Origin of the sequence: Pseudomonas sp. MIS38 (assembly GCF_019891575.1) — a bacterium.
GTDB classification, from domain to species: domain Bacteria; phylum Pseudomonadota; class Gammaproteobacteria; order Pseudomonadales; family Pseudomonadaceae; genus Aquipseudomonas; species Aquipseudomonas putida_A.
The window spans coordinates 1-16466 of record NZ_JAFLXF010000002.1 but is presented as its reverse complement, the minus strand read 5'-3'; the positions used below and the strand labels follow the sequence as shown (position 1 = coordinate 16466).

Below are 16466 nucleotides of genomic sequence, written 5' to 3'. Positions count from 1 at the left end.
GTGGTGTTCTTGAAATGTGTGTGGGAATCTTGTCAGCCCTCGCACACTCAAGGATTGAATGTGAACGCCCGCCTCATCATCACCGCCCGGCTGATCTCCGATTTCGGCGCCTTCCTCAACATGGTCGCGCTGGCGACTTACGTTTACCTGCTAAGCAACAGCGCCATGAGCGTCGGGGTGTTCCTCGCCAGTCGGGTTGGCGGGGGGATTTTTGCCAGTCTGATCGGTACGCGCTTCTATCGGCGCTGGAATGGCCGGGTGCCGCTAATCGCCTTCGACCTGCTGCGCGCGGCGCTGCTCGGCCTGCTGTTGATCCTTCCGCTGAGCCAGCAGGCGTTGCTGTTGCCGGTGATCGCTTTCGGCCTGGGTTTTGGCAATTCGATGTTCGCCATCGGCCTCAACAGTCAGTTGCCACGGCTGATCGAACCGGCGCAGCTATTGAAAACCAATGCCTGGATCACCTCGGCGTCGTCGGCGGCGATGGTCGGCGGCAGCCTGGTGTCCGGTTTGCTGGTGGCAGCCTTTGGTTTCGAAACGGTCTTCGCGCTCAACGCACTGACCTATGTGCTGGCGGCGCTGTTGATTGCACCGTTGCGCTTCGTCGCTGCAGAAGTCAGCGAACAATCGACCAGCGAACGCGGCGAATGGTCAGCTCTGAAACAAGGCCTGCGTAGCGCTCCGGTGATCGCCGCGATGCTTGCCGTGACCATGGCCGACACCTTGGGCAGTGCCGCGCACAACGTCGGGTTCCCGATCATCTCCAGACTGCTGACACCCGATTCGGCCAGCACCACGCTGGGCCTGATGCTGGCGGTGTGGGCCAGCGGCAAACTGCTGGGTGCGCGGATTGCCAGTCGCCTCAAAGGCACGGATAACCGTGATCTGGAGCGACGGTATTTCTTCGGCGTGGCGTTGATGTCTTGCGGTTTTATCCTGATGTTCCAGCAGCACAGCCTTTACGGCCTGCTGCTGTTTTCGCTGCCGGCGGGGCTGGGGGACGGTTTCTCCGAAGTCAGCCTGATGTCGCGCCTGCAACGTGAGCCGGAGCATCTGCGCCTGCCGATTTTCAGTTTCCTGACCTTGCTGCAAATGACCGGGTTCGGCGTCGGCATGCTGATTGCCGCGCCGTTTTACGGTTGGTGGACGCCGGGTGCCGTGGTCATGCTGTTCCACGGCATCCCGCTCGGCACATTGTTGGTCGTGAAGGGGCTGGCACTCAGGCGCGGACGGGTTGCGCGCAGCAGCCCGACGCCAGTTCCTTGAGGATCGGGCAATCGGGGCGATGGTCGCCATTACAGTGCTCGACCAGGTCCTGCAGGGTGTCGCGCAACTCGCCGAGCTCGCGGATCTTCTGGTTCAGCTCGTCGATGTGCTGACGCGCCAGCGCTTTCACATCGGCACTGGCACGCTGGCGATCCTGCCACAGGGTCAGCAGCTTGCCGACTTCCTCAAGGGAAAAGCCCAGGTCCCGCGAACGCTTGATGAACGCCAGGGTGTGCAGGTCATCGTCGCTGTAGACCCGGTAGCCGCTGTCGGTGCGATGGGCAGCCTTGAGCAGGCCGATCGACTCGTAATAGCGGATCATCTTTGCGCTCAGGCCACTGTGCCGGGCCGCTTGGCCGATGTTCATCGGTGCTCCTCCAGATCCTTCGGTTTCCAGGTTTTCAACAGTAGCGCATTGCTCACCACGCTGACGCTCGACAGCGCCATCGCCGCACCGGCCAGCACCGGATTGAGGAAGCCGAGCGCTGCCAGCGGAATGCCGATCAGGTTGTAGACGAAGGCCCAGAACAGGTTCTGGCGGATCTTCGCGTAAGTCTTGCGGCTGATCTCCAGCGCTGCCGGCACCAGCCGTGGATCGCCGCGCATCAGAGTGATGCCGGCGGCGTGCATCGCTACGTCGGTACCGCCGCCCATGGCAATGCCAATGTCGGCCGCCGCCAGTGCAGGGGCGTCGTTGATGCCGTCGCCGACCATCGCCACCACGCCGGTTTTCTTCAGTTCGGCGACGGTCGCGGCTTTGTCGGCGGGGAGCACTTCGGCATGAACGTTTTCAATGCCCAGCGCCTCGGCCACCACGCGCGCACTGCCACGGTTGTCGCCGGTCAGCAGATGGCTGTGAATACCGCGGACGGCCAGTTGTTGCACGGCTTGCAGTGCGCGGGGCTTGAGCGTGTCGCCGAAGGCGAACAGTCCGAGCACTTGCGGTTCCGGGCTTTGCTCGATCAGCCACGACAGGGTTCGGCCTTGGCTTTCCCAGGCCTTGGCGGACTCGGCGAGATTGCCCGCGCTCAGGCCGCTTTCTTCCAGCAAGCGCCGATTGCCCAGCGCCAGGCGCCGACCATCAAGCGTGCCAGCGATACCGCGTCCGGTCAGGGCCTGGCTGTCGCTGACATCCGGCACGCTCAGGTCACGCTCGGCGGCCGCGTCCAACACGGCTTTGGCCAGCGGATGCTCGCTGCCGCGTTGCAGGGCGCCGGCCAGTGTCAGCAGAGTATTTTCATCGCCATCCAGCGCACTGAAATGGGCGATACGCGGGGTGCCGGAAGTCAGCGTGCCGGTCTTGTCGAAGACCACGTTGTCGACTGCATGGGCACGTTCCAGCGCTTCGGCGTCCTTGATCAGAATGCCATGACGCGCAGCCACACCCGTGCCGGCCATGATCGCCGTCGGCGTGGCGAGACCGAGGGCACACGGACAGGCAATCACCAGCACAGCGACCGCGTTGATCAATGCGGTTTCCATAGGCGCGCCGTACAGCCACCAGCCGATCAGGGTGGCGAGGGCGATCAGCAACACGGTGGGCACGAACACTTGGCTGACCTTATCCACCAGTTTCTGGATCGGTGCTTTTGCCGCCTGAGCGTCCTCGACCAGACGGATTATCCGCGCTAATACACTTTCCGCACCGAGGGCGGTGGTGCGCACCAGCAGGCGACCTTCACCGTTGATCGCACCACCGGTGACTTTGTCGCCCGGCTGTTTTGGCACCGGCAGGCTTTCGCCGCTGATTAGCGCTTCGTCCGCGTGGCTCTGACCTTCGAGCACTTCGCCGTCGACCGGGAAGCGTTCGCCGGGTTTGACCAGCACCTGATCATTCAGGCGCAGAGCGCTGATCGCCACGTCTTGCTCGCGACCGTCAATGACCTGAATCGCCCGTTCCGGACGCAAGGCTTCGAGGGCGCGGATGGCGCTGGCGGTCTGGCGTTTGGCGCGGCTTTCCAGGTATTTGCCGAGCAGCACCAGGGCGATCACCACGGCTGAAGCTTCGAAATACAGATGCGGCATGCGCCCGGCGGCGGTGGCCCATTCGTACAGACTCAGGCCATAACCGGCGCTGGTGCCGAGGGCCACCAGCAAATCCATGTTGCCGGCGCCGGCGCGCACGGCTTTCCACGCGGCCACATAAAATCGTGCACCGAAAATGAATTGCACCGGGGTGGCGAGGGCGAATTGCGCCCAGGCCGGAAGCATCCAGTGAATGCCGAACGGTTGCAGCAGCATTGGCAACACCAGCGGCAAGGCCAAGGCGATCGCGCAGATCAGCGCCCAGCGCTCATGTTGCAGGCGCTGTTGCTGGTTATCGGTGGCCGGATGTTCGGCTTGCCAGACGCTGGCCGAGTAGCCGGCCTTGCTCACAGCATCGAGCAGCGACTGAATATCGACCTGACCGAGCCATTCGAGGTGCGCGCGTTCGTTGGCGAGGTTGACGCTGACGCTCTTCACCCCGGGGACTTTGTTCAGGGCGCGCTCGACGCGACCGACGCACGAAGCGCAGGTCATGCCGTCAATGCTCAACTCCACCGTCTGCTGCGGCACGCTGTAACCGGCGCGTTCAACCGCCTCCATCAACGCCGGCAAGCTGTCACCAGGCGCCTGGACGCGGGCCTGTTCGGTGGCGAGATTGACGCTGACGGCACTGGCGCCGCTGACTTTGCGCAACGCCCGCTCGACACGCCCGGCGCAACTGGCGCAGGTCATGCCGGCAATCGGCAGATCGAAAGTGATGGAATCGGACATCGGTCTTACTCCCTGTAGAAGATGCCTACAAGGATCAACCTTGCCACGCGGGCAAGGTCAAGCACCAATATTTGACTCACTACAAAAACAGTGTGGGAGCGGGCTTGCTCGCGAATGCGGTGTGTCAGTCAACATCATCGCTGAATGACACAGCGCATTCGCGAGCAAGCCCGCTCCCACATTTGGAGTTTTGCTTAGTATTCGAGGGCGGCAGGTCGCAGGTACAAGCCTTTGGCATTTGCCGCGATCCGGTACTTCACCACATCGCCGGCCTTGAGCGAGATCTCCTGCGCCGGCGGTGCCAGCATGCCTGCCTGGCAACCCGGCACCTGGCCAGGCAATTGTTTCAGACGGATGGAAATCGTCCCGTGGGGCAGGTTGAACGAAGTGGTTTGTTCCTGCAGCAGGCGCCCAGCGAGTTGATCATTGACGTACACGCCAATCTCGCAGGGAGTCGGCACTTCCAGGCGCTCGCGCGAGATGATCAGAACGGCGTAGTCCTCACCGGTCGCGTTGGCCTGGGGCAGGGCGGCAAAGAGGCTGAGCAAGCCAAACAGGCTGAAAGCTGACCAGCGCATGGCTGAATCTCCTGAATTTGAGTCATTGATGCACGCAGCTTGGCTGAGCGCGACGCCGATTGCCAGCCCGGCAGTTTTCTGCAGAACTTGACCTTGCCATGGTGGCAAGCTCGACACTGCGGGCAACCTCACTCAAAGGAGTCCATCCATGCAAGTGTTCAACGTTCAAGGCATGTCCTGCGGCCACTGTGTCAAAGCCATCACCAACGCCGTGCAGGCGAAGGATCCGGCGGCCAGCGTACGGGTCGATCTGGCGGCTAAAGAAGTTGGTGTCGAGAGTTCGCTGAGTGCCGAGCAGGTGATCGAGGTGATCAGCGAAGAGGGCTACCCGGTAAAACTCGCCGGATAACGATAAATCCCTGTGGCGAGGGAGCTTGCTCCCGCCGGGTCGCGAAGCGGCCCTTTTTTTCAATTGAAAAACACTCGGCGTGCTGCGCAGTCCAGCGGGAGCAAGCTCTCTCGCCACAGGTTTCAGGTGTAGGTCATCTGATTTCTAATAGTTAGCGAGCTATCGGAATGTTCAAGGTGTCTCAGCGCGGCTAGACTGTCGGGCTGCCGACTTCTATCCCACCTGGATGCCTGATGAACTTCCGTACCATTCTGATTCTCGGTGCCCTGAGCGCCTTCGGTCCGCTGGCGATCGACTTCTATTTGCCGGCGTTCCCGTCGATGGCGCTGGCCTTTGGCACTGATGAAAAGCATGTGCAATTGACCCTGGCGGCCTATTTCGCCGGTCTGTCGATCGGGCAGTTGCTGTATGGCCCGGTGGCCGACCGGTTTGGGCGGCGCCTGCCGCTGTTGGTCGGTGTCGGCCTGTTCACCCTGGCCTCGCTGGCCTGTGCCTACGCACCGAATCTGGAATGGCTGATCGGTGCGCGTTTCGTTCAGGCGCTGGGCGGCTGCGCGGGGATGGTGATTTCCCGGGCGGTGGTCAGTGATAAGTGCGATGCGGTTGGTTCGGCGAAAGTCTTTTCGCAACTGATGCTGGTGATGGGGCTGGCGCCGATTCTCGCGCCGTTGCTCGGCGGTCTGCTGGTCAACACCACGGGCTGGCAGTCGATCTTCCTCGCACTGACGGGCTTCAGCGCACTGGCCGGCCTCGCTGTGGCGTTGGGGCTGCCGGAAAGTCTGCCGGCCCATGTGCCGCGCCAGCCATTGTCCGGTGCGTTGCGCCAATACGGCCGGTTGTTCGGCGACCGGGTGTTTCTCGGACACGCCCTGACCGGTGGGATTGCGGTCGCCGGGATGTTTTCCTATATCGCCGGTTCGCCGTTCGTCTTCATCAAGCTCTACGGCGTACCGGCCGAGCATTTCGGCTGGCTGTTCGGCACCAATGCGGCGGGTTTCATTCTGGTGGCTCAGGTCAATGCGCGGCTATTGGCCAAGCGCGGTCCGGCGTTTCTGCTGGCACGGGCGGTGTGGGTGTATCTGCTGGCCGGGGTTTCTTTGCTCGCGGTCAGCTCGCTGCACACCGAAGCGTTGTGGCCGCTGTTGATCCCGTTGTTCGTGTGTATCGCCAGCCTCGGCTGCATCCTGCCCAACGCAGCGGCGTGTGCAATGAACGGCCAGGGTGCGCGTGCCGGTAGTGCGTCGGCACTGATGGGCTGCCTGCAGTTCAGCGTGGCTTCCGGCGCGGCTTCGCTGGTGGGCGTTCTGCACGATGGCAGCGCCATGCCGATGGCCATGGTCATCAGCCTGTGCGGGTTGCTGGTGGTGAGCGTCGCGATGTACACCCGGCATTTGCAGAATGCCCGGGCGTTGGCGCAAGCACAGGCCGAAGCCTGACTGCCTCAGCCGACGGCGCGTTGCTGTCCGGGGTCGGGAATCCGATGGGGCGCGTGCAGGCGCGCTTCGAGGGTGCGGGTGAAGGCGAGCGCCTCGGCTTCACTGCGAAAGGTCACGGCGTGCTGGTCCAGGCGAACCTGCCATTGGGACTTTGCCACTTCTTTTATCAGGATCTTCATTACTGACCTCCCTTGTGTAAAAGATGCATCGCAGAGGCTTCGAGTGTAGACCTGAATACGATCGGATTTGTGACAACGATCAAGCATCTGACTGACGGCAAAAAATAGCGCCAGCCCTTGAAAGGGCTGGCGCTGATTACGACGTCCGGGTTTTCAGAAACTTTCTAAAACAATTTTGCCCTTGGCCTTGCCGCTTTCCAGCAGCTCATGCGCCCGGCGCAGGTTCGCCGCGTTGATCGTGCCGAAATGCTCGCCGACGGTGGTCTTCAACGTCCCCGCATCAATCAGCTCGGCCACGCGGTTGAGCAGTTTGTGTTGCTCGATCATGTCCGGTGTTTCGAACAGCGAGCGGGTGTACATGAATTCCCAGTGCAGCGACAGGCTCTTGCGCTTGAGCTGGCTCACGTCCAGCGACTTCGGATCGTCGATCAGCGCGAGTTTGCCTTGCGGGGCCAACGCCTCGACCAGTTGCTCCAGGTGCAGATCGGTCTGGGTCAGGCTGGCGACGTGGGTCACGTGATCGATGCCGGCGCGTTTCAGTTCCTCGCTCAACGGCTGGCTGTGGTCGATCACCAGGTCGGCACCCAGCTCGGTCACCCAGTCGCGAGTCTGTGCACGGGACGCGGTGCCGATGACCTTCAGGCCGGTCAACTGGCTGGCCAGTTGGGTGAGGATCGAACCGACGCCGCCAGCGGCGCCGACGATCAGCAGGCTTTGACCTTCTTCGGTCTTGCCCTCAAGGATCTGCAGGCGTTCGAACAGCAGTTCCCACGCGGTGATCGCGGTCAGCGGCAGCGCGGCGGCTTCGGCAAAACCGAGGGATTTGGGCATGTGGCCAACAATGCGCTCATCGACCACGTGCAGCTCGCTGTTGCCACCGGCACGGGCGATGGAGCCAGCGTAAAACACTTTGTCGCCGGCCTTGAACAGCGTCACTTCACTGCCGACGGCTTTGACCACACCGGCGACGTCCCAGCCCAGCACTTTTGCTGCGCCGTTTTCCGGCGCCACGTTCTGCCGCACTTTGGTGTCGACCGGGTTGACCGAGATGGCTTTGACTTCCACCAGCAGGTCGCGCGGGCCGGCGACCGGCTCCGGCAGTTCGATGTCTTGCAGGGATTTTTCGTCGCTGATCGGCAGGGAGGCGTAATAGGCAATGGCTTTCATGACTTGCTCCGTAACGGTAATAGAAGAAGGGCTCAGGCGATGGCGCCCAGACGTTTCAATTGGAAGTGATCGATGCAGTGGCCGGCGGCGGCCTGGAAGTTCTGAAAATGCGCGCTGGCGTTGTGCGCCGAAAGGATTTCCTCGCTGGCCCAGTGTTCGATCACATAAAAGGTCAGCGGATCGGCGAGGTCGCGGTGCAGGTCGTACTGGCTGCAGCCTTCTTCGGCGCGACTCGGCTCAACCAGTGCGCGCAGGGCGTTTTCGAGGGTGTCCTGCTGGCCGGGTTTGGCGATCAGGGTGGCGATGGCGGTGAATGCTTGGGACATGTGCGGCTCCAGTCGCGGGATAAATTTGCTTGAACCCATCATTGGCTATTTCTCGGCGCGATAAAACCGGCTAAAAGAGCAGTCTCTTTCAATGTTTTTTTGATAATCGAGGCTGAGAATGCTGCGTTTCGACGATTTGCAGTTGTTCGTTCGCGCGGCGGATCTGGGCAGTCTGTCGGCAGCGGCGCGGGTGATGGACATGTCCGCGGCAGTGGCCAGCGCCGCGCTCAAACGCATCGAACAGCAACTGGGCGTGCGTTTGCTGGCGCGCTCGACCCGCAGCCTGCGTCTGACCGCCGAGGGCGAAGGCTTCCTCGAATACGCGCGGGCCGCGTTGAGTTCGCTGGACGAAGGCCGGCGATTTCTCTCCAGCGCGCAGGATCAGGTCAGCGGCATCCTGCAGTTGTCGGCGCCTTCGGATTTCGGGCGCAACCTGTTGTTGCCATGGCTCGACGAGTTTCAGCGCGAGCATCCGAAGCTGACCGTGCGCCTGCTGCTCGGTGACCGGATCGCCGACCTGTTCCGCCAGCCGGTGGACATCGCCCTGCGTTATGGCGAACCCGAGGATTCGAGCCTGGTGGCCCTGCCCATCGCTCCGGACAATCGCCGCGTGCTCTGCGCATCGCCGGCGTACCTGGCGCGCCACGGCGAACCGCGTCAGCTCGAACAACTGGCGCAGCACAATTGCCTGCTGTACATGCTCGGCAGCCGCGTGCACGACCATTGGAGTTTTCATGACGGCAAACGTGAAGTCGGGCTGACGGTCAGTGGTGATCGCTTCAGTGATGACGCCGACGTCGTCCGGTTGTGGGCGGTGGCGGGGGCGGGCATCGCCTACAAATCGTGGCTCGATGTCGGCACGGATGTGCTCGCCGGGCGCCTCAAAGTGTTGCTGCCAGAGCTGCTCTGTGAGCGTGCTCCGCTGAATCTGTTGTGCGCCCATCGCGCACAATTGAGTAAGCCGGTGAACCTTTTGAGGGAGATGCTCGCCAGCCGATGCGCCGAATTGAGTAGTCAATTTCCCCATTTCCCGAAAGTTGATCATTAGTCGCAGGCAATTAGCGAAATTTCACTCAGGAACTATCACCATTCGTGTCAGCCACGGCGCAGGAAGCAGCGTGCATCCCGCTTATACTAGCGACCGCCTCAAACCTGCACCGATAACCGGTCAGGACTGAATCCGGCCGGTTTTTCAGAGCCGGGCGAGCGCTGCACAAACGCCGCGGACACTCCATTGACGGGTGCCGCAGCACCGGCCTGGCTTGCTCCGGTTCATGGCGTTTTACCCGTCTTGGCCGATGACCCATTACTGGTCAAGATGTCTTCGAGCAGTAGACGATACGATTCAACAGGGAGTGAATACATGGAACATGCACCTTGCATCAGCCAGATCGCCACGCTGCTGGCCGACCCCAAGCGCAGTGCGATGATGTGGGCGTTGATGGATGGCTCGGCACGCCAGACCGAAGAGCTGGCGCTGCTGGCAGGGTTGTCGCCATCTTCGGCCAGTGCGCATCTGGGGCGTTTGTCCGCCGGGGGCCTGTTGAAAGTCGAGGTCCGTGGGCGCAAGCGCTTTTTCCGTCTGGCAGCCCCGGAGATCGCGGCGGCCATCGAAGCGCTGGCCAGTGCCACGATCGCCAGCGCACCGCGGGAAATTCCTCACGTATTCAAACGCTCGGCACCGAGCGCCAATCCCCGGACTGCGCCGTCTTCACTGCTGCGTGCGCGCTTTTGCGATGATCATTTGGGTGGCACGCTGGCCGCCGATCTGTATCAGCGTCTGCTCGATGCCGGCTGGCTCGAACAGATCGAGCAGCGGGTCGTGGTGACCCTCAAAGGCTCGACGCAACTGGCCAACCGCGGTGTGTTCATCCAGGCCCTCGCTCATCGCAAGGCTCAGGTGGCGTGCGCCTGTCCGGACTGGAGTGAACGTCGCCCGCACCTGGGCGGTTCACTCGGCGCGGCGGTGCTGCAGCTGTTCATGCAGTCCGGCTGGCTGGTGCTGCCCAAGGACTCCCGAGCCTTGCAAGTGACCCCGGCCGGGCAGCGGGAAATCCAGCGGTTCGCCAAGGAAACCGAGCTGGAATTGGCGTAATAGAGCGTTCGCCGGCCGACACTTCGACGCTGGCGTCGCCTGTGACTGCGAACAGGTCGTATCCAGAAAAAGCGCTGAGGCGTTATCGCGCACACTCGATCCGCACACATTGCGGAGGGGATGGGCATGGATACGCGAAACTTCAGCGCGGCAGAACGCCTGGAACGGCTGCCGCTCAGCGGTTATCACCGGGTCATTTTCATCATCATTGCCCTGGCGTTCTTTTTCGACTCCATGGACCTGGCCATGATGACGTTCCTGCTCGGCTCGATCAAAACCGAGTTCGGCTTGAGCAGTGCACAGGCTGGCCTGCTCGCCAGTTCGAGCTTTTTCGGCATGGTGCTGGGGGCGTCCCTGTCGGGCATGCTCGCCGACCGCTTCGGGCGCAAACCGGTGTTTCAGTGGAGCATCGTGTTGTGGGGCGTGGCCAGTTATCTGTGTTCGACCGCGCAAACGGTCGAGAGCCTGACGCTGTTCCGGATCCTGCTGGGGATCGGCATGGGCATGGAGTTTCCGATTGCACAGTCGATGCTTTCGGAGTTGATCCCGGCGCAGCGGCGCGGGCGCTACATTGCATTGATGGACGGTTTCTGGCCGCTGGGTTTCGTTGCCGCCGGGGTGCTGTCGTACTTTCTGCTGCCGTTGATTGGCTGGCGCGATATCTTCCTGGTGTTGGCGGTGCCGGCGGTGTTTGTGCTGGCGATCCGTTTCTTTATCCCCGAATCACCGCGCTGGCTGGAGCAAGCCGGACGCCATGAGGCGGCGGACAAGGTCCTGAGCGCAATAGAGGCGCGCGTGCGCACGTCGCTCGGGGGGGCGACGCTGCCGGAGCCGGTGCGCCTGCCAAGAACAGTGACGCCGCCGGGCAACTTCTTCTCGGCGCTCAAGCAGATCTGGTCGCCGCAATATCGCCAGCGCACCACGATGATCTGGAGCCTGTGGTTTTTCGCTTTGCTCGGTTTCTATGGGCTGACATCGTGGCTCAGTGCGTTGTTGCAACAGTCGGGTTTCGCCGTGACCCAGTCGGTGTATTACACCGTGCTGATATCGCTGGGCGGGATTCCCGGGTTTCTGATGGCGGCGTGGCTGGTGGAACGCTGGGGGCGCAAACCGGTGTGCATCGTGACGTTGCTCGGCGGCGGGGTGATGGCGTTTCTCTACGGGCAGAGTGCGGTGTTCGGCGGCAACGTCGCGTTGCTGATCAGCTCGGGGCTGCTGATGCAGTTTTTCCTGTTCGGCATGTGGGCGGTGCTCTACACCTACACGCCGGAGTTGTACCCGACTTCGGCGCGGGCGACAGGCTCGGGCTTTGCCTCGGCGATTGGCCGTGTCGGCTCGTTGCTCGGGCCGCTGGTGACCGGGCTGGTGTTCCCGATTACCGGGCAGGGCGGGGTGTTTGCGCTGGGCGCGCTGTGCTTTGCGATTGCGGCGGGGGTGGTGTGGCTGTTCGGGATGGAGACGCGGGGCAAGACGCTGGAAGAGCTGACTGAAGCAGAGATCGCTGGCTGAACACAGCACCCTGTGGGAGCGGGCTTGCTCGCGAAGGCGGTGTGTCATTCAACCAATATGTCGACTGACACACCGCTTTCGCGAGCAAGCCCGCTCCCACAGGGGATTTGCTTTGTACTTACGGTTTTACCAGACGCGCATCCAGGCTGTTCTGCGCCAGGCGCTTGGCCTGATCCTGGGTCATGCCCAGGTGTTCATGCAGCGCATGGAAGTTCTCGGTGACGTAGCCGCCGAAGTACGCCGGGTCGTCGGAGTTGACGGTGACCTTCACCCCACGTTCGAGCATGTCGAGGATGTTGTGCTGCGACATGTGATCGAACACGCAGAGCTTGGTGTTCGACAGCGGGCACACGGTCAACGGGATCTGCTCGTCGATGATCCGCTGCATCAGGCGCTCGTCTTCGATGGCGCGTACGCCATGGTCGATACGCTGGATCTTCAGCAGGTCGATGGCTTCCCAGATGTACTCCGGCGGGCCTTCTTCACCGGCGTGGGCGACGGTCAGGAAACCCTCGTGGCGGGCGCGGTCGAACACACGCTGGAACTTGCTTGGCGGGTGACCCATCTCCGAGCTGTCGAGGCCGACCGCGACAAACGCATCACGGAACGGCAGCGCCTGATCGAGGGTTTTCTGTGCTTCGTCTTCGCTCAGGTGGCGCAGGAAGCTCAGGATCAAACCGCTGGTGATGCCCAGTTGCTGTTCGCCATCCTTGAGTGCCGCAGCGATGCCGTTGAGCACCACTTCGAACGGGATGCCCCGGTCGGTGTGGGTCTGCGGGTCGAAGAACGGTTCGGTGTGAATCACGTTCTGCGCTTTGCAGCGCAGCAGGTAGGCCCAGGTCAGGTCGTAGAAGTCCTGCGAGGTGCGCAGCACGTCGGCGCCCTGGTAATACAGGTCGAGGAATTCCTGCAGGTTGTTGAAGGCGTAGGCCTTGCGCAGGGTTTCGACATCGCTCCACGGCAGGGCGATCTTGTTGCGTTCGGCCAGGGCGAACAGCAACTCAGGCTCCAGCGAGCCTTCCAGATGCAGGTGCAGTTCGGCCTTGGGCAGGGCGTTGAGCCAATCGTACATATTCTTTTCTCATCAGGTGCAGATGGCAGCCATTCTACAGATGCGCGCCGAAACAATTGGCAAAACCTGACCAAGCGATCCATCACACCGCTTGCGGCTCGCGCCGATAGGCGTAGGTATCGGCGAAGCGCGACAGCAGGAATCCGGCGCAGGTGGTGGTCGGATATTTCGCCGGATGCTGTGCGTCCTGGCAACCGGGAAGGCATTCGATGCGGGTGTCCGGGTGCGGCTCGGCGAAGAACGGCATCGAATAGCGATCCACCCCCAGCGGGCTGATCACCCGATGCGGGGTCGAGCGATAACGGTCATTGCTCCAGCGCGCCATCATGTCGCCGAGGTTGACCACGAAGGTGTCGTCAATCGGTGGCGCGTCGATCCATTCACCGTTGATGTTCTTCACTTGCAGGCCGCCGGCGCTGTCCTGGTAGAGCAGGGTGATGCAGCCGTAATCGGTGTGCGCTCCGGCGCCTTGCTGTTCGGCGCTGCTGGCGGTGTGGCGTGGTGGGTAGTGGATCATCCGCAGTACGCTGACCGGCTCAACGAAGCGCGAATCGAAGAAGTCGCGTTCGATCCCCAGCGCAATCGTCATCGCCCGCAGCAAGGTTTGCGCGAGGGCCTGCATGTCGAGGTAGTGCTGCTCCATCAGCGCTTCCCAGCCTGCTTGTGCCGGATGACGATTCGGCCCGCGCAGCGGTTTTTCCGCGAGCACGTCGGGATGATCCGCCGGCAAGTGCAGGCCCATGTCGAAGGTTTCCTTGAGGTCGCTGGGTTTGTCCGGGTCGAGCTGTTCGGTGGCGATAGCGCCATAGCCGCGATGGTGGCGGGTCTGGGTGATGTCGATCCTGAGTTTTTCTTCGGTCGGTTGCGCAAAAAAACGCTGGGCGTGGTCGAGCAGCGAGTCGATGCGCTGTGCGGAAATCGGGTGGCCCTTGATGTAGAAAAAGCCCCATTCGCGGCAGGCCTGGTCGATCTGTGCGGCGACGGCGGGCCAGGCGTTTTGGTCGTCGTTATAGAGCGGGCTGATGTCGATGATCGGGAGCTGATCCATACACAATCCTTGAGAACACTGAAGATCCAAATGTGGGAGCGGGCTTGCTCGCGAAGGGGCCGTGTCAGTCGGCACATGCGTTGGCTGATACACCGCTTTCGCGAGCAAGCCCGCTCCCACAGGGGAATGGTGGTGGGGCCGGAATTACTTCGGCATCTCGGCCTTCATCCCTTCCACGTAATAGTTCATCGACGCCAATTCGGCATTGGTTGCGCTCACCCCAGCAGGGATTTTCTCCACGCCGGCCTGATCCTTGATCGGCCCGGTGAACGGTTGCAACTTACCGCTCTTGATGTCGGCAATGATCTGCTCGGCCTCGGCTTTCACTGGTGCCGGTACCAGATCGCTGATCGGCAGTTCAACCGTGCCTTCCTTCAGCCCGCCCCAGTAGTCCTGGGATTTCCAGCTGTGGTCGATCACGCTTTGCGTGGCCTGAATGTAGTGCGGTGCCCAGTCGTTGACGATCGAAGTCAGCACCGCTTTCGGGCCGAAGTGCGCCATGTCCGAGGCGTAACCCACGGCGTACACGCCACGCCGTTCGGCGGCCTGAATCGGCGCCGGGCTGTCGGTGTGCTGGAACACTACGTCCACACCCTGATCGATCAGGGCGTTGGCGGCGTCGGCTTCCTTGCCCGGGTCAAACCACGAGTTGACCCACACCACTTTGATCTCGGTGCCAGGGTTGTACTTGTTCAGCGCCAGCTGGATGGCGTTGATATCGCGGATCACTTCCGGAATCGGGAACGAGGCGACGTAGCCGATCTTCTTGCTCTTGGTCATCTTCGCCGCGAGAAAACCGCCGACATAACGACCCTCGTAGGTGCGCGCGAGATAGGTGCCGAGGTTCTTGTCCTGCTTGTAGCCGGTGGCGTGTTCGAAGGTGACCTTGGGAAACTGTTTGGCGACTTTCAGCGTCGGGTTCATGTAGCCGAACGAGGTGGTGAAGATCAGGTCGTAGTTGTCCTTGGCCATGTTGCGGATCACCCGCTCGGCGTCGGCGCCCTCGGCCACGTTCTCGACGTAATTGGTGCTGATCTGCGCGCCGAATTTCTCCGCCAGTGCCTTGCGCCCCTGTTCATGCTGATACGTCCAGCCGTGGTCGCCGATCGGGCCGATGTAGACGAAACCGACCTTCAGCGGATCGGCAGCGCTGGCGCTCAGGCTGATCCCCAGACCGATGGCGGCGCACAGCAGTTTGTGCAGCGGACGTATTTGCATGAATTGGAGCTCCATTTTGTTGTGTGTGGTCAGGGGCAATGCAAATTGCTGACCAACAGGACAACAAACAATCCGAAACCGAGGCGCGGCCTTCGCGAGCAAGCCCGCTCCCACATTGGAATGCGATTCCCTGTGGGAGCGGGCTTGCTCGCGAAGAGGCCGGCAGGAACGATAAAAGTGCATGCCTGAAACCCGCTGCAATCGGTTGGTGCGCTAAGGTGTAACGAAACGTTAGCGCCGCGCCGCAGTCAGTAGCTCATTCGAATCTCTCGGCAAAAAGGCCCGCCATGCTCACGATCCTCAAGCAAGAAAGCTTTCTGCTGCTGGCGGTGATTGCCGCGTGCATCGCCTATCCGCTGGAACACTGGATGCTCCACAGCGGCCAGATCGTCGCGCTGGTCTGCGGTCTGGTGCTGATCGCCTTCATCGTCGCCGCCTCGATGCGCGTCGCCCATCATGCCGAACTGCTCGCAGAAAAAGTCGGCGACCCCTACGGCACGATGATCCTGACCCTCGCTGCGGTGCTGGTGGAAGTGGTGATCCTGGCGATCATGATGAGCAACGAGGCGTCCGCCACGCTGGTGCGGGACACGATCTATTCGGCGGTGATGCTCGACATCAACGGCATCCTCGGCCTCGCCGCGTTGATGGGCGGGCTCAAGCACGGCGAGCAGTCGTACAACGATGATTCGGCACGCAGCTACAGCGTGATGATCCTCACCGCCATGGGCGTATCGATGGTGGTGCCGGAGTTTATTCCGGCGGCCAACTGGAAGATTTATTCAGCGTTCACCATCGGTGCGATGGTGGTGCTTTACGCGCTGTTCCTGCGCATGCAGGTCGGGCCGCACAGTTATTTTTTCAGCTACAGCTATCCGGACAAACGCCGCAAGAAAGAGCCGGTGGAAGATGAACCGAAACCGCTGAGCCTGACCTGGTCGATCGGCATTCTGGTGTTCGGCGTGGTGGTGATCGGCGCACTGGCCGAAGTGATGTCCAAGACCCTCGATCTGGGCCTGGAAGGTACCGGTGCACCGCCGGTGATCACGGCGATTCTGGTGGCGGCGATTTCCGCGGCGCCGGAGATCCTGACGGCGTTGCGTGCCGCGTTGGCCAACCGCATGCAATCGGTGGTGAACATTGCGATGGGCGCGTCACTGTCGACGGTGATCCTCACCGTGCCGGTGATGGAAGCGATGGCGCTGTACACCGGTCAGCCGTTTCAAATGGCGATGACCCCGGTGCAGACGGTGATGATCTTCATCACGCTGATTGTCAGTGCGATCAACCTGAATGACGGCGAGACCAATGCCATCGAAGGCATGACTCACTTTGTGCTGTTTGCGACGTTTATCATGCTCTCCCTGCTGGGCCTTTAAGGACATACACAAATCCAAATGTGGGAGCGGGCTTGCTCGCGAAAGCGGTGTGTCATTCAGATTTAGCCTGCCTGACACACCGCTTTCGCG

16 protein-coding genes are annotated in these 16466 nt (G+C 61.7%); 7 read left to right on the top strand and 9 right to left on the bottom strand.

What is annotated here, in order from left to right; genetic code table 11:
- Nucleotides 1-60: 60 nt before the first annotated feature.
- A complete protein-coding gene (locus tag J1G18_RS03705) occupies nucleotides 61-1263 on the top strand; it encodes an MFS transporter (RefSeq protein ID WP_223007111.1) in 1203 nt (400 codons plus the stop codon).
- On the opposite strand, the gene cueR is transcribed toward J1G18_RS03705, so the two are convergent.
- The 3 genes from cueR to J1G18_RS03690 all read right to left on the bottom strand — a co-directional run bounded on the left by cueR (nucleotide 1217) and on the right by J1G18_RS03690 (nucleotide 4598).
- Complete coding sequence (gene cueR / locus J1G18_RS03700; RefSeq protein WP_123589138.1) at nucleotides 1217-1630, bottom strand: Cu(I)-responsive transcriptional regulator; 414 nt, start codon at nucleotides 1628-1630, stop codon at nucleotides 1217-1219. The two genes, J1G18_RS03705 and cueR, sit on opposite strands and share 47 nt — an antisense overlap.
- Nucleotides 1627-4020, bottom strand: coding sequence for a heavy metal translocating P-type ATPase (locus tag J1G18_RS03695; protein WP_223007110.1), 2394 nt, complete (start codon nucleotides 4018-4020; stop codon nucleotides 1627-1629). The genes cueR and J1G18_RS03695 overlap by 4 nt, the downstream gene beginning before the upstream one ends.
- Nucleotides 4021-4214: 194 nt before the next feature.
- On the bottom strand, nucleotides 4215-4598 hold the full coding sequence (locus tag J1G18_RS03690) for a hypothetical protein (protein ID WP_103484571.1): 384 nt from the start codon (nucleotides 4596-4598) through the stop codon (nucleotides 4215-4217).
- A 148-nt stretch (nucleotides 4599-4746) separates the two neighbouring features.
- On the opposite strand from J1G18_RS03690, the gene J1G18_RS03685 reads away from it, so the two are divergent.
- Together J1G18_RS03685 and J1G18_RS03680 are read left to right on the top strand one after the other, a co-directional pair.
- Nucleotides 4747-4947, top strand: coding sequence for a heavy-metal-associated domain-containing protein (locus J1G18_RS03685; RefSeq protein ID WP_096794848.1), 201 nt, complete (start codon nucleotides 4747-4749; stop codon nucleotides 4945-4947).
- Between the two features lie 233 nt (nucleotides 4948-5180).
- The gene (locus J1G18_RS03680; RefSeq protein ID WP_027613631.1) at nucleotides 5181-6383 is read left to right on the top strand and encodes a multidrug effflux MFS transporter; all 1203 of its coding nucleotides are present in this window, start codon (nucleotides 5181-5183) and stop codon (nucleotides 6381-6383) included.
- 5 nt (nucleotides 6384-6388) lie between these two features.
- Here J1G18_RS03680 and J1G18_RS03675 read toward each other — a convergent pair whose 3' ends face one another.
- From J1G18_RS03675 to J1G18_RS03665, 3 genes are all read right to left on the bottom strand, one after another.
- Nucleotides 6389-6562 carry a hypothetical protein gene (locus J1G18_RS03675; RefSeq protein ID WP_166496092.1) on the bottom strand — a complete coding sequence of 58 codons (174 nt, stop codon included), beginning with the start codon at nucleotides 6560-6562 and terminating at the stop codon, nucleotides 6389-6391.
- 153 nt (nucleotides 6563-6715) lie between these two features.
- A complete protein-coding gene (locus J1G18_RS03670; RefSeq protein WP_210556608.1) occupies nucleotides 6716-7729 on the bottom strand; it encodes a zinc-binding alcohol dehydrogenase family protein in 1014 nt (337 codons plus the stop codon).
- 32 nt (nucleotides 7730-7761) lie between these two features.
- Entirely contained in the window at nucleotides 7762-8055 is a 294-nt protein-coding gene (locus tag J1G18_RS03665) for a putative quinol monooxygenase (protein ID WP_134785373.1), read from the bottom strand.
- A 118-nt stretch (nucleotides 8056-8173) separates the two neighbouring features.
- On the opposite strand from J1G18_RS03665, the gene J1G18_RS03660 reads away from it, so the two are divergent.
- The 3 genes from J1G18_RS03660 (at nucleotide 8174) to J1G18_RS03650 (ending at nucleotide 11659) form a co-directional block, all read left to right on the top strand.
- Nucleotides 8174-9103, top strand: a complete 930-nt coding sequence (locus tag J1G18_RS03660; protein ID WP_027613634.1) for a LysR family transcriptional regulator — start codon at nucleotides 8174-8176, stop codon at nucleotides 9101-9103.
- 315 nt (nucleotides 9104-9418) lie between these two features.
- A complete protein-coding gene (locus tag J1G18_RS03655; RefSeq protein ID WP_097089938.1) occupies nucleotides 9419-10150 on the top strand; it encodes an ArsR/SmtB family transcription factor in 732 nt (243 codons plus the stop codon).
- Between the two features lie 126 nt (nucleotides 10151-10276).
- Nucleotides 10277-11659 (top strand): MFS transporter, encoded by a 1383-nt coding sequence (locus J1G18_RS03650; RefSeq protein WP_139053432.1) that lies wholly within the window; start codon nucleotides 10277-10279, stop codon nucleotides 11657-11659.
- 118 nt (nucleotides 11660-11777) lie between these two features.
- Here the strand turns inward: J1G18_RS03650 and J1G18_RS03645 are convergent, their stop codons facing one another.
- The 3 genes from J1G18_RS03645 to J1G18_RS03635 all read right to left on the bottom strand — a co-directional run bounded on the left by J1G18_RS03645 (nucleotide 11778) and on the right by J1G18_RS03635 (nucleotide 14997).
- Complete coding sequence (locus J1G18_RS03645; RefSeq protein WP_003221371.1) at nucleotides 11778-12731, bottom strand: adenosine deaminase; 954 nt, start codon at nucleotides 12729-12731, stop codon at nucleotides 11778-11780.
- A gap of 82 nt (nucleotides 12732-12813) precedes the next feature.
- The gene (locus J1G18_RS03640) at nucleotides 12814-13779 is read right to left on the bottom strand and encodes a 2-oxoglutarate and iron-dependent oxygenase domain-containing protein (RefSeq protein ID WP_223007109.1); all 966 of its coding nucleotides are present in this window, start codon (nucleotides 13777-13779) and stop codon (nucleotides 12814-12816) included.
- 144 nt (nucleotides 13780-13923) lie between these two features.
- Nucleotides 13924-14997: a BMP family ABC transporter substrate-binding protein gene (locus J1G18_RS03635; protein ID WP_223007108.1), complete on the bottom strand. Its 1074-nt coding sequence runs from the start codon at nucleotides 14995-14997 to the stop codon at nucleotides 13924-13926.
- Between the two features lie 287 nt (nucleotides 14998-15284).
- Here J1G18_RS03635 and J1G18_RS03630 point away from each other — a divergent pair, with 287 nt between their 5' ends.
- On the top strand, nucleotides 15285-16376 hold the full coding sequence (locus tag J1G18_RS03630; RefSeq protein ID WP_098967080.1) for a calcium:proton antiporter: 1092 nt from the start codon (nucleotides 15285-15287) through the stop codon (nucleotides 16374-16376).
- The last annotated feature ends 90 nt before the right edge of the window (nucleotides 16377-16466 follow it).

Bases quoted from the DNA above. Each gene is read 5' to 3' on its own strand.
- J1G18_RS03660 (WP_027613634.1), top strand. From the start codon at position 8,174: ATGCTGCGTTTCGACGATTTGCAGTTGTTCGTTCGCGCGGCGGATCTG.
- J1G18_RS03665 (WP_134785373.1), bottom strand. From the start codon at position 8,055: ATGTCCCAAGCATTCACCGCCATCGCCACCCTGATCGCCAAACCCGGC.
- J1G18_RS03675 (WP_166496092.1), bottom strand. From the start codon at position 6,562: ATGAAGATCCTGATAAAAGAAGTGGCAAAGTCCCAATGGCAGGTTCGC.
- J1G18_RS03685 (WP_096794848.1), top strand. From the start codon at position 4,747: ATGCAAGTGTTCAACGTTCAAGGCATGTCCTGCGGCCACTGTGTCAAA.
- J1G18_RS03635 (WP_223007108.1), bottom strand. From the start codon at position 14,997: ATGCAAATACGTCCGCTGCACAAACTGCTGTGCGCCGCCATCGGTCTG.
- cueR (WP_123589138.1), bottom strand. From the start codon at position 1,630: ATGAACATCGGCCAAGCGGCCCGGCACAGTGGCCTGAGCGCAAAGATG.
- J1G18_RS03695 (WP_223007110.1), bottom strand. From the start codon at position 4,020: ATGTCCGATTCCATCACTTTCGATCTGCCGATTGCCGGCATGACCTGC.
- J1G18_RS03670 (WP_210556608.1), bottom strand. From the start codon at position 7,729: ATGAAAGCCATTGCCTATTACGCCTCCCTGCCGATCAGCGACGAAAAA.
- J1G18_RS03690 (WP_103484571.1), bottom strand. From the start codon at position 4,598: ATGCGCTGGTCAGCTTTCAGCCTGTTTGGCTTGCTCAGCCTCTTTGCC.
- J1G18_RS03640 (WP_223007109.1), bottom strand. From the start codon at position 13,779: ATGGATCAGCTCCCGATCATCGACATCAGCCCGCTCTATAACGACGAC.
- J1G18_RS03650 (WP_139053432.1), top strand. From the start codon at position 10,277: ATGGATACGCGAAACTTCAGCGCGGCAGAACGCCTGGAACGGCTGCCG.
- J1G18_RS03655 (WP_097089938.1), top strand. From the start codon at position 9,419: ATGGAACATGCACCTTGCATCAGCCAGATCGCCACGCTGCTGGCCGAC.
- J1G18_RS03680 (WP_027613631.1), top strand. From the start codon at position 5,181: ATGAACTTCCGTACCATTCTGATTCTCGGTGCCCTGAGCGCCTTCGGT.
- J1G18_RS03645 (WP_003221371.1), bottom strand. From the start codon at position 12,731: ATGTACGATTGGCTCAACGCCCTGCCCAAGGCCGAACTGCACCTGCAT.
- J1G18_RS03630 (WP_098967080.1), top strand. From the start codon at position 15,285: ATGCTCACGATCCTCAAGCAAGAAAGCTTTCTGCTGCTGGCGGTGATT.